Consider the following 11,742-nt stretch of genomic DNA (forward strand, 5'->3'; position numbering starts at 1 on the left):
GAAACGGGATGCCAGTCTGATAGAGTGGCTCGACACCCTATGAAATAATGTGAAGGACGTGGCGAAATGTTCCCCGGTATTACGGGCGTTCGCCGCGTTCCTGCGCATTACCGCGACCTCGCGATAAGCGATCTTATGCGCAGCTGCGCATAAGATCGCCCACGCGTCGGCATAGGCGTCGTAAATCTCGATCTGGGCGGGTGTAAGCTTATGCTCAAGCGGGTCATATTCGACCCCGGCGAAGCTGAGTGCGCGGGCCGTGTAGAGGCCCATGGCCTTGGTGTCGCGCGCCACGATCTCCATCGCCGCGATACCGCCCTCCTCCATTGCCGCAAGGAAAGCGTCTCTGTCCCGGAAGGCGGTGCCTGGCCCCCACAGGCCGAGCCGCGCGGTGTAGCTCAGATTTTCCGGCTTGGTCGCTCCGGTCGCGGAGACATAGATGACCCGGGCGCGCGGCAACGCGATCTGCAGCCGGACGCCGGCAAGGCCCTGTTCGGACCCCTTGGCCGCGCCAAACTCGGTCTCAGTGCCGGCCGCGTTCCCGAGTGCATGCGATTCGTCGAGCAGGATGACGCCGTCGAAGTCTGGCCCCGCCCAATCGAGCAATTGTTGCAGACGCGATGCGCGGTCATGCCGCTGAGAGCGGAGCGTCGCATAAGTGAGGAAGACGATCCCGCTAGCCATGGCGACGGGTTCACCGAGGGGAAACGCATCGAGCGGCTGGATATCGATCGGCACGCCCCCGAGCGCGCTCCAGTCCCGCCTTGCGTCCTCGATCAAGGCCGAGCTGCGCGAAATCCAGATCGCCCGGCGGCGGCCGCGGTTCCATTGGTCGAGGATGATGCCCGCGCCTTCACGGCCTTTGCCGACACCGGTGCCGTCAGCGATGAAGAAGCCCGTCCGGTAAACCGCGCCTTCCGCATCCTCGTGCAACTGGTCGCCCGCCTTGTTGGGGGAGAAGGTGCCTTTGAGATCGCGCTCACACGCTTCGCCGGCATGGATGATCGTTTCGAGCTGGGCGTCAGACAGGGCCGCGAAAGCCTGCGGCTGGAACATCGGACGATAGCTGGGCGCTGGCGGCAGCACGGATGCCATGGCAACCGACTCCACCAATTGGTCCGGGTGGGGCCTTGCGCCGTGAATTTCGATGCGTGCAGGCCGCCAGGGCGCGTAATGTCCGAGCGGATCGCCCGCTGGCAGCGGCGTTGCGCGGATCGTATAGTCGACCGGACTGGCACTTCCATCGGCCGCTATGCGGTCGGGGACAACCAGCGCGCGCTTCTGGATGCCGCCGAAGATCGTCGACGGCGATGGCTTGGCGGAGGCGCGCGGTCGCAGGGGGATGACGGCCGGTGCTGGCGGCTCCGGCTCGGGCACGGAAAGGCGCGGCGGGACGCCTGCGACCAGCGCCGCGGCTTCCTCGATCGTTTGGGCAGTCAAGCGTTCCGTTGGCCCTGTCCAGCCTTTGTCGAGTATGATCAGGCGGACCGCGATGCTGGTGCCATGCTTGGCATAGGGGTTGCCGAGGATCGTGATTTCGACACGCGGCTTCGCGGTCTCGCAGACCATCGTATAGCCGGTGGCCGCTGTACCATCCGCTGCGAAGCTGGGTGGCATGATCGCGACGCAGCGGCCGCCCGGTGCAAGCCGCAGCAGCGCGGAACGCAAATGACGGGCGCCGGCGAAGCGGTCCTTGCCCCGACCGTCGCTCCGGCTGAAGGGCGGGTTCATCAGCACGAGGCTCGGGGAAACGCCGGGGGGTAGCAGGTCGTTGATGAATTCGGCGTCGTGGGTTGTGACAGGATCGCCGAGCAGCTTTCCAAGCAGCGCGGCGCGGCCGGGATCGCGCTCGTTCAGGGTCAGCGCGACACCGAGCCGAACCGCTTGAGCGGCCAGCATGCCGGTACCGGCAGAGGGTTCGAGCACCTGGTCGTCCTTGCGGATACGCGCGGCCTGCGCGGCGAGCCAGGCAAGCGAGATCGGCGTACTGAACTGCTGCATCTCGACCTGATGCTCGCTGCGATAGGTCTGGGTGGGGAGCGCCCGTTCGAAGCGGCGAAGCGAGGCGAATGCATCGGCGCCGTCCGGAACGATGCCGGTCCAGCCTCCAGGTGATTTGAGGAGGATAACCTGTGCCGCCTCGAGCGCATCATAAGCGTCGCGCATCGACCAGTTGCCGGTCGCGTCGGAGGCCGAGAAGGCTTCCTCCATCAGGCGTTTGAGGTCCTGGCGGCGAATAGAGTGGCCGCGTCGGAGCAGGTCAGACAACCGGGTGGCGACGTCGAGAAGACGCGTGGTCTTGGAAGTTTCAGGCTCGTCGGGATGTGCGAGCGCGAGCAAAGGAACAGACATGGCGGAACTCCGGATTGGATCAGGACCATCGCGGCCCACCACTCCTCCTCCCCCTTCCCTCCCGGTGTGCGGTCAGCATGAAAACAGGGCCGTGGCATGAGGCCAGGCCCTGAGTTGGAGGCAGAAGGTGAGACGGAGAACTTAGTGGCGCCCTATGATGATCCGAGAAGGATCACGGCAATCGACGGCTTCTCCTCAGACGGATGGTGCCGGCTGTCATAAGCATTGCGGCCCCCGCGACCGATGGTGAACAGGTCGAAGCTGGGCGATGTCCCACCATTCGCATTGGGGATGGTGGTCCCATCGTCGTGATATTGGATGTCGATGAAGCTCGGCGCAGCGCCGCGCTTATATTCGCCGAAGAAGAAGGTGATGCGGCGCCCATCGCTGGTGCGTGCGCTGATCGTGAAGTTCCCGTCGGGGATATCGATCGGCATGGTAGGCACATCGTTGAAACGGGCGAAACCGATCGATTCGGCGTCGCGTGCGGTCATGATGGGGAGCTGGGTGATATCGGCCATGGTCTGGTTCCTCGGACCTGGTTCGCCGCTTGAGGCGCAAGTGGACGAAAAAAGGGACCGCAACGCGAGGCTGCGGTCCCATGGACGTTGGATCAGGCGGCCTGCTGGAGTTCGTCATCCGAGCCGGTGACGCTCTCGTCATTTGCGGGCACCGGCTCAGGCGCGATGGCGGGCACGCTGAAACGCATGACGTCAGGCACCCAGGCGAGAGCCGCTTCGCGCAGTTCAGCCTCGATGGGGACGGAGCCGCCGAAGATCTTCTCGGCCGAGGTCGCGAGATCATGCTTCTTCGACGCACCGTAGCGGCTCGACAATTCCTTGCCCCCAATCTCTTCGAGATGGGTGAGGATCGCCGCCTTGCTGCTCAGGCGATCGAAATAGTTGTTCGCGGTCGGACGCCACCAGGCCGCTACATCGATTTCGAGCTTGGTGCCGAGATGGTCGATCATGGCCTCGCCAGTCTTGCCCGCGACGACTGCGTGGAGCGTCCGGGCGATTGCCCAGGCGAGCCAGGCCGCACGAACCTCATCGGGAAGCGCGCAGAAGGCGTCGTAGCGCTGACAGGCATCGCCAGCCTCGGTCCAGCTGCGATCGAGCGCCTCGTCGATCTTGCCCCATTCCTCGGCGGCAAGCGTGCCGCTCTGGTAGCCGGTGAGCCCGGAGAAGGGCTTATCGGCCTTGAGTTCGGTCGCAAGGTCGAAACCGCTGGAATGCCGGGTCGCCTTGTCGACCATCCAGAACGTTCCGAGATCGAGGGCGAAGCGCGGATCGCTGGCGATATGAACGCGCAGCAATTCGCTCTTCATCTCGGCCAGTTCCAGGCTGAGACGCTGGCTGTACGCGGACCTCCCCGTGGTGGCGACGACATCGTCGTTGTCGACCTCGCCTTCAGCCTGCTCGTCCTGCTCCTCATCATCAGGCTCGTCGACCGGAGCGACATAGAGTTGCTCGTGAAGGCGCGGCTGGCCGTCATGACCGATGACGACATAGGCGAGCGCCCCCGCCTTCTGCTCCTCGGAGATGATCGGTACGGGTTTCTCGATCGCGCGATATTCCGCTTCGAGCATTTCGACTCGGTTGGCCTGTTCGACCTGGCCGTCTTCATCAGCATCTTCCCAGGCTTCGTTGGCGGCCTCGATTTCAGCCTCAATCTCCTCGAGACGCGCCTGCTGCTCCGCCGTGAGTTCGGGCGCGTCGCCCTTGAGCGGGCGCAGGTCCCAGGTGTCGTTGTAGCTGACATGGGTCGAGGGAATGATGCGGACTTCCGCCAGCCCCTCACGGGTGCGCAGGTCTTCCGCGGCGGCCGCGAGCTTGTCCGCCACGAGACGGTTAAGGAGATCGCCGTCGATCCAGCGCTCGGTCGTCGAGTCGGTGAACAGGTCGAGATCGACCCGGCCGCCTGCCTCGATATAAGCATCGCGCCCGACCAGAAGCGCCTTGGGATCGCTGCCGACATAAGTGTCCTCAACGAGCTGACGTTTGATCTCGTTGACGTTGGCCCGGTAATAGCCATCCTTGAGGAGTTCGAACACCTCAGCCTGCTTGGTACGATCGCTATTGCTGGCATAGGCAACGGCTACATTCAGCGTGATCTCGCCGTTGCGCAGAGCTTCGAAAATCGGATCGGCGAGATCGGCAAGGCGAAGCCGACTGCGCACGAACCGCTCGGTGAGGCCGAAGCGCTTGGCGACGTCTTCGGGGGTCTTCTTCTCGCTCTCGATGATGTCCTGGAAGGCCCGGCAAGTATCGGCCGGGTTCATCGTGAGGTTGAAAAAGTTCTCTTCGAGGCTGGTCTCGATCGCGTCCTTGGCATTGCCCAGAACGAGGACCGCCAGCTGATAGTCGGCAGCGAACACGCCCTTCTCGATCAGGCGATGGACCGCGTCGAGCCGTCGTCCGCCCGCGATGATGCGGTAATGTCCCTTTTTGCGCGACACAGGCACGCCGATGAGGTTCTGGCGGACGCCCTTGACGGCAATATTCGCCTCGAGCTGGGCATCGGCGACGGGATCGCCGACAGTTCGAACGTTGCTCGGGGACTTGGCGAGGTTCGCCGCGGCCACGAGGATGGGTAGTTGGGTCATGTGGATAGTCTCCTGGCGGGGACAGCCTGACCATCAGGCCACTTTCCGCCACCACTCCCCCACTCCCTCCCCTCCCGCCCGAAGCACGTCGTTCCAGTCCTTGAAGCCGGGCGGCGGGAACTCGGTGTCGATATCGCGACCCGGCATCGCGTAGCTTTCGAGTGCGTGGGCGACGCCGATTTCGCCGGCGATGTCATTGTCAGGGAATAGAATCAGGCGCCTGACGCGGTCGGGGATCGCAATCTGATGGAGTCGCTCGCTGCCGAGCGTGGCCCAGACCGGAATCCCGAACAGGATCATTGCGGAGATTGCGGTTTCGACCCCTTCGGCGAGTCCAAGGATCGACGTCGCAGTGCCCAGCATGACTGCCGCGCGCTCGGGGCGGCCAAGCGTCATGCGTGGATCGGCAAGATCGCGGGCGCGCCGCGCATCGTCCCGATCGAAGAATGTGCGCTGGATGGCGATGAAGCGCCCCTCATCATGAAGGCCGCCGTCGTGAAGAGCCGTGATCATAGCGGGCCGGAACTCAACGTCGTCCCCCTGTCCGAGAGGTGTCCGGGGATGGAAACGCAAGGCACGGGGCAGCAGCGCTATTCGTCTGCGCCGCAGATAGATTTCGGCGGGTGTGCCGATCAATGGCCTGGCTTCATCCCATATCCGCAATGCCTGCTGACGCCGCCACAGGTCCGTTGGCATTCCCGCCGAGGCCTGAGAGGCCTTGTCCACATGGTGCAGTGCTTTTTCTTCGAGGCGCAGGATCTCATTGATGACGTCGCGAGAATCGCAGCCGGCGAAGCACTTGAAGAGCAGTGCATGGTCCCCCACGCGGACAGAGAGGCTGGGACTGCGGTCGGCATGGGCGGGACAACGGCACATCGCACCGCCCGGCTTCCAGACGCCCCCCAGACGCTTCACGATATCGGACCCGATAGCCTCGAGTTCCGGATTATATTTGCTTATGGTACGAGCCATGGGCGTGTCCCGAAAATGGGCTGCCCGCCGGTGGCCTCATCGGACGTGAAGAACGGCAGATGGGAAGAGACGGGCAAGCATTGGACGGGCGACCCGCAGATCACCCAACCAATTTCCGCCCACTCCCCTCCATCGCCTTGGCCGCGATGGTGCGACTGGTCTAAGTTTATGGCGAGCACCCATGCTCCCGGCCACCTACCCCAATGGGCCGAGATCTCCGGCAAACAACATAGGCTGGGACTCCAGCCTCTCGCCGATTTCTGGGTAGGTGATATCGAAACGCCGCAGCCTCTCGGTAAGATGCCGGGCGTCGTCGCCAATAGCGACTCTGCGGCGGACGCGGTCCGTCCCGACTAGCTCGCTCCGTAAGCTTGGCGAGGCGCTCGCAAGGGCAACCTCCAAATGAAGCGACAGCGTTGATTCGTCGAGTCGGGTCATCCCCTGAATGGAACAACGTAAGAACATTCTGTCAATGAGTGGAGGGCTGCAGCCTTCCCATATCGTCGGCGGGCATTGTGGGCACGCTTCGTTCCGCGTTGGCGAACACACGCCGCATCCGCAGCATCACGTCGGCCGGTTCGGGAGATTTCCGCCTTGACCTGGGCGATGTGATTGCTCCCGTCGCAGTGATTATTGATGACCATATTATCATCCAGAATGGAGCAAAGGGCATTGCGCAGCATTTACACGCAAAAATTTACAATATGAGCGACGCGACGTGAGTTTCCTTCTCGCATGAGAAAGGAGCTTCCCATGCCCATTCGCATCAGATTGAAGACCTATCGGCTGCGATCCGCGCGGCTCTCGGGACTGGAGAGCGCACAATGATCGAGGGGCAACGAATAACGACGACGGTCAGCCGATGCAGCATGATTGGATTGACCGAACAGGTACAACGACTGCGCGCCGACGAGTTTGGCAAGGATCTTTTCACGATTCCTGCATTCGAGATGTTACTCGATCTCTACACCCGCAGGAGCGTCCATCCGCGATCGCTGACATCGCTCACAGGCGCATCAAGCGCGTCGGAGCGAAACTCCCAACGCATTGTCCACCGCCTGGCAGAACGTGGCTTTGTCGACCTTCATCGTGATCCGTCCGATGGGCGCAGGATCATCGTCGAACTGAGAGAGGAAACGAACGAGATGCTCGATCGCTTCTTCGATCGACTGGTCGAGATGGCTGCCGACATGCCCATGCATCGTAGGCCTCAGAAGTGAAGGTTCGCCTGCTGCATCGCGGCATTGCGACATCCGATTTTCGCGCCTTGCCAGAGGTGAAAATCCGATGCACAGTTCTCATGCGGTCGGGAAATGGCTGGGATCCGGCTGCAGGATATTCCTTCCAAGCATGATGATGGGCTCATCCAAGGCGGTTGAGCGCAATTGTTGGACAATGTTGCCCGCCACCTTTGGGTGGTTTTGTCATGCTGTCTTCCGTTCAAAAAGGCGGCCGTACGTCGGTGCCCTTCGATCTCGTCCGGTGCGCCTGAGCATATGTACGGCGTACAACAAAACGAGGGCGCGTGCGCGCCTGCGGCCGCTGTATACGAGGAACGCCAGTTCGTGGCCATATATCGCGAGGAAGCACCGAAGCTGCGCTCCTTTCTCCGACGACGAATTTGGCTCGAGGACGACCGCGACGACATGGTGCAGGAGGCTTTCGCCAGGCTGGCAGCATCACGATCGGCCACAGCCTGGAGCAATCCCGGTGCCTATTTGCACGGCATCGTGCGGCATCTCCTCGCTGATCGGGTGCGAGCCTGGGCCAGGAGCCGTTCCTTGGACCCCGTGGTCTGCGCAGCCGGCCAGGAAGCGGCCGGGCCAGATGCAACGGCGGAGTTGAACCAAATGCGGGAGCGTTATCGTCTGGCTATCGACGGCCTTCCGCCCAGGACGAAAGAGGTATATTTGTTACATCGTGTTGAAGAACTCGGATACAGGCAGATTGCGGAACAGCTGAGCATCAGTATCCGAACTGTGGAGTGGCATGTGGCGGAGGCCATTACGCGCATCGGCAAGAGCATTGGCAATTCCAATGGCTGAGAACGAACAGCCGGAGGGTCTGCCTCGTATGGATCAGTTGACGCGCGAAGGGTCGCTATGGTTTGCGCGCATGCGCGGCCCCGATGCCCAGAGCTATCGGCCCCAGTTTGAACACTGGCTCTCGTTGGGTGCATCGCACCGCGATGCCTATGAGCGCGCGGGCGAAATCTTTGCATTGGGGCGCTTCCTCGCCAGTCAGAGGGAAGAAATCGAAGCTGAAGCCAACGACAATGGGCCGGCAGGTCATAATTGGAAATGGGCGGCCATCGCAGCCAGCCTTCTTCTTGCGCTCGGCACCGGCAGTTGGTTCGCGAACAGCGAGTTGCGCGGCCCGGCAGGTGGGACTCCCTTGGTGGCACAGGTGGATGCCCACACCGGCATCGAACGGGGTGTCTACGATACGGTGGTCGGTGGACGACGGAACATTCGACTCGCTGATGGATCTTTCGTCGAGCTCGACGAGGGCAGCGAATTGTCGACGACGTTCAGCGAGGGCAGGCGCGAACTGAGGCTCAAGCGCGGTCGCGCGCGTTTCGAGGTTGCACATGAAGGCCGTCCTTTCGTTGTATTGGCCGGCGGCGGCAGCGTGACGGCCCGTGGCACGGTGTTCGATGTCATTCTTGGCAGGGACAAGCGCGTCACGGTACGTTTGTTGCGAGGCGCTGTTGACGTCGAGCGCCCGCAGGGCGCGAAAGGCGGCCGGGGCGCAGCCGCCGCGGTGGCGAGACTGGAGCCCGGCGAGGTGCTGAGCTTCGCGGCCATAACCCCGGTGGCGCTCCCGAGCATTTCGGGCAAGGCCGCGATCGAGCCCGTCATGCTTAAACCGGATCAGCCGCTGATCCGGGAATATGAGCGCACGCCGCTGTCCGCCGTCGTTGCCGAAGCGAACAGGGACTCGGCGACCTCGATCAGATTGGCAGACCCCGTCATCGGGGCTCTCAGGGTCAGCGGGCGCTTTCGCGTGGACAATGCCGATCAGGTTGCGGACCGCCTCGCGATATTGTTCGATCTCGACGTCGAACGAACCAAATCGGACGAAATCACGCTTCGCAAAAGATAGTCCGAGATTTTTACACCCCCTACCCCGTAGATTGCAGTTTTGTTGCGATGCTCCCTGAAACTCCCGCCAGATTGTCGGGAATTTCATAGGGGGCAAGAATGGTCCAGATGCGGTCTCGGTCACGGTTTCGTTGTGCACTCCTCGCTGCGGTGGCGATTGGTACGCTTGTTCCGGGCGCCGCCGCACTTGCCCAGGAGCAACGCCGCGTCGAATACAAGATCGAGGCCGGCGATCTCGGGGAAGCCCTCAAGGCGGTCAGCCGCCAGTCGGGAAAGGACATCATCTTCACTTCCGAGGCAGTACTGGGACGGAGTGCTCCGGCGCTGCACGGAACCTATAGCGCTGACGAAGCGGTTCGGGCGCTGCTGGCAGGTTCCGACCTGGTGGCGCAGTTCCGGAAGGATGTCATCATCATCCGGGGGCGATCGAAGCCGTCGGGGGATCTAGCGGATCGCCCGGCGGATCAGCGCGACATCGTGGTTACGGGCTCGCGGATCAAGGGCGCTCCGGCGACATCGCCAGTCACGATCAGTTCCAGAGACCAAATTGAAAAGCAGGGCGCGACGGATCTTGGGAGCTACATCAGGCTTCTGCCGCAAAACTACAATGGTGGTCAAAATCCGAATGTCGCCGGCGGCGGGGCTCAGGGCAACAACAATAATGTGAGTTCCTCCTCCACGCTCAATCTGCGTGGACTTGGTCCGGACGCGACGCTTACATTGCTCAACGGCCATCGACTGGCTTACGACGCCTTGGCTCAGGGCGTGGACATCTCTGCGATCCCGTTAGCCGCGGTCGATCGTGTCGAAGTGGTGGCAGACGGCGCGTCCGCGCTCTATGGCTCCGATGCAGTTGGCGGCGTCGCGAACATCATTCTGCGTCCGGAGTTCCGCGGAACCGAGATCTCAACGCGCTTTGCAACGACGACAGATGGCGGCGGCAGACAAGCTCAAGTCTCGGCGGTGACAGGATCGACATGGTCGAGCGGTGGCTTCATGGTTGCAGCGGACTATCTATCTTCGGAGCGCATTAGCGCAGGGCAGCGCAGCTACACGGCCCTTATGGACGAGAGCGCGACGCTTGTACCCAGCGTGCGGCAAATCAGCATCGTCGCTACCGGCCATCAGCAGATGGCGGAAGGCGTAGAATTGAAGATCGATGGAACCTTCAGCCGGCGCAATTCAAAATATGATAATCCGTACCTGAATACAGGGGCAGTTACGGAAAACGGACTCCGGTCCAACCCCATCGTTCGCACCTATTCGGTCTCGCCGAGCCTGACCATAGCTTTGACGCCAGTCTGGTCGCTCAATTTCTCAGGGACGATCGCCGATAGCAAAGCGGACCTTCATTCAAGGCGATACGCTGCTTCGATCGAGACGCCGGGACGCCTTGTTTACGGAAACGACCTGAAAGCGTTGGAAGTGGGGGTCCAGGGGACTCTTGCAGAGCTGCCAGGGGGGAAGGTCAAGCTTGCGGCCGGAGGCGGAATCCGATCCTTGGGGCTCGGTGTTGAGGTATCCAACACGCCGTCCGGATCACCCACGATCGTGACCGAACAGTTTCATACGAGGCGGGCCGTCCAGTTTGCCTATGGCGAACTGACGATCCCGGTCATTGGCGCGGAAAACAGCCGGCCACTACTCTATCGGCTTGATTTCACAGCGGCGGGCCGGTTCGAGCATTATGAGGCGGTCGGATCGGTTGCGACCCCAAAGTTCGGCTTTCGCTATGCGCCATCGCCTGATTTGAGTCTGATGGGCAGTTGGGGCCGTTCATTCAAGGCGCCAACTCTTTATCAACAGAACCAGATACGACAAGGCGTATTGTTGCCCGGTTCAATCTTCTCCGATAATCCGAGCGGTCTTCCCGTCCTTTTGCTGGCTGGTGGGGGCACGCCCCTAAGCTCGGAGAAGGCTGAAACCTGGACGGCAACCATCTCGTTGACGCCGCGAGCGCTTTCAGGCCTGCATTTGCAGGCGAGCTATTTTGACGTGGCGTACAAGGATAGAGTTTCGGTACCAATTGTCGGCGCAACGGCCGCTCTGAACAATCCGATATATGCCAATCTTGTGCGCCTGTCGCCGTCGTCAGCCACTGTAGAGGCAGAAATCGCTCGTCTTCCTCAAGGACTTTCCAATTTTACTGGCGCAGCGTTTGATGCAGCCAGCCTCGCGGCGATCATCGACGCCACGGACCAGAATGTAGCTCGCCAGAACGCCCGAGGCATCGATCTCTCCGGCCAATATAAGTTCTCCATCGGTGGATCACAGACGCTGGAGCTATCAGCGAATGCGAGTTACCTCGAGAGCCGCCGCCAGGTGGCAACTGGCTTGCCATTCAGTCGATTGGCCGGCACCATTTTCAACCCACCGCACTGGCGCGCCGAAGGAGGTCTTACATATTCCCGCACGTCCTTCGACGCCTCTCTATTCGTCAACCATATTGGGGGAACCAGCGACACTCGATCGCTCCCCGAGCTCAATGTGGGATCGTTCACGTCATTCGACGCAACGCTAAGATATAAGGCCGATAAAACCAGTGGCATACTCGCCGGGACCGAGATCATGCTTTCGGTTCTCAATGTGTTGGATGAGAAGCCAGCTTCAATCGAGAACTCCGATCCATCGCTGCCGCCATATGACTCGTCCAACTATTCGGTGATCGGACGGCAGGTTTCTGTGACGATCCGTAAGCTATTCTAGTGA

Annotated in this window: 9 protein-coding genes; 5 read left to right on the plus strand and 4 right to left on the minus strand. The window is 61.6% G+C overall.

All coding sequences use genetic code 11. The features are described 5' to 3' along the window. From EH199_RS16870 to EH199_RS16885, 4 genes are all read right to left on the minus strand, one after another. Window positions 1-2,352: strawberry notch-like NTP hydrolase domain-containing protein (locus EH199_RS16870; RefSeq protein ID WP_223806737.1), on the minus strand; the 2,352-nt coding region annotated here is incomplete at its 3' end. Window positions 2,353-2,504: 152 nt separating this feature from the next. Beyond that, window positions 2,505-2,873, minus strand: a complete 369-nt coding sequence (locus tag EH199_RS16875; protein WP_124810432.1) for a hypothetical protein — start codon at window positions 2,871-2,873, stop codon at window positions 2,505-2,507. Window positions 2,874-2,965: 92 nt separating this feature from the next. Beyond that, window positions 2,966-4,957: a ParB/Srx family N-terminal domain-containing protein gene (locus EH199_RS16880; RefSeq protein WP_070157234.1), complete on the minus strand. Its 1,992-nt coding sequence runs from the start codon at window positions 4,955-4,957 to the stop codon at window positions 2,966-2,968. Window positions 4,958-4,990: 33 nt separating this feature from the next. After that, complete coding sequence (locus EH199_RS16885; RefSeq protein WP_070157236.1) at window positions 4,991-5,929, minus strand: toprim domain-containing protein; 939 nt, start codon at window positions 5,927-5,929, stop codon at window positions 4,991-4,993. Window positions 5,930-6,444: 515 nt separating this feature from the next. On the opposite strand from EH199_RS16885, the gene EH199_RS16890 reads away from it, so the two are divergent. The 5 genes from EH199_RS16890 to EH199_RS16910 all read left to right on the plus strand — a co-directional run bounded on the left by EH199_RS16890 (window position 6,445) and on the right by EH199_RS16910 (window position 11,739). Then, window positions 6,445-6,651 (plus strand): hypothetical protein, encoded by a 207-nt coding sequence (locus EH199_RS16890; RefSeq protein WP_124810433.1) that lies wholly within the window; start codon window positions 6,445-6,447, stop codon window positions 6,649-6,651. A 102-nt stretch (window positions 6,652-6,753) separates the two neighbouring features. Further along, window positions 6,754-7,149, plus strand: a complete 396-nt coding sequence (locus EH199_RS16895) for a hypothetical protein (protein WP_070157108.1) — start codon at window positions 6,754-6,756, stop codon at window positions 7,147-7,149. Window positions 7,150-7,494: 345 nt separating this feature from the next. Beyond that, window positions 7,495-7,974 carry an RNA polymerase sigma factor gene (locus EH199_RS16900; protein ID WP_234419338.1) on the plus strand — a complete coding sequence of 160 codons (480 nt, stop codon included), beginning with the start codon at window positions 7,495-7,497 and terminating at the stop codon, window positions 7,972-7,974. Continuing rightward, entirely contained in the window at window positions 7,967-9,034 is a 1,068-nt protein-coding gene (locus EH199_RS16905) for a FecR family protein (protein WP_070157106.1), read from the plus strand. The genes EH199_RS16900 and EH199_RS16905 overlap by 8 nt, the downstream gene beginning before the upstream one ends. A 98-nt stretch (window positions 9,035-9,132) precedes the next feature. Further along, window positions 9,133-11,739 (plus strand): TonB-dependent receptor, encoded by a 2,607-nt coding sequence (locus EH199_RS16910; protein WP_070157105.1) that lies wholly within the window; start codon window positions 9,133-9,135, stop codon window positions 11,737-11,739. Window positions 11,740-11,742 lie beyond the last annotated feature (3 nt).

The sequence above is a fragment of the Novosphingobium sp. LASN5T genome (assembly GCF_003856955.1).
In the GTDB taxonomy this organism is placed as follows: domain Bacteria; phylum Pseudomonadota; class Alphaproteobacteria; order Sphingomonadales; family Sphingomonadaceae; genus Novosphingobium.

What these genes read in the sequence shown, in the direction of transcription:
- EH199_RS16910 (WP_070157105.1), top strand. Translation starts at nt 9,133, where the DNA reads ATGGTCCAGATGCGGTCTCGGTCACGGTTTCGTTGTGCACTCCTCGCT.
- EH199_RS16895 (WP_070157108.1), top strand. Translation starts at nt 6,754, where the DNA reads ATGATCGAGGGGCAACGAATAACGACGACGGTCAGCCGATGCAGCATG.
- EH199_RS16905 (WP_070157106.1), top strand. Translation starts at nt 7,967, where the DNA reads ATGGCTGAGAACGAACAGCCGGAGGGTCTGCCTCGTATGGATCAGTTG.
- EH199_RS16875 (WP_124810432.1), bottom strand. Translation starts at nt 2,873, where the DNA reads ATGGCCGATATCACCCAGCTCCCCATCATGACCGCACGCGACGCCGAA.
- EH199_RS16880 (WP_070157234.1), bottom strand. Translation starts at nt 4,957, where the DNA reads ATGACCCAACTACCCATCCTCGTGGCCGCGGCGAACCTCGCCAAGTCC.
- EH199_RS16885 (WP_070157236.1), bottom strand. Translation starts at nt 5,929, where the DNA reads ATGGCTCGTACCATAAGCAAATATAATCCGGAACTCGAGGCTATCGGG.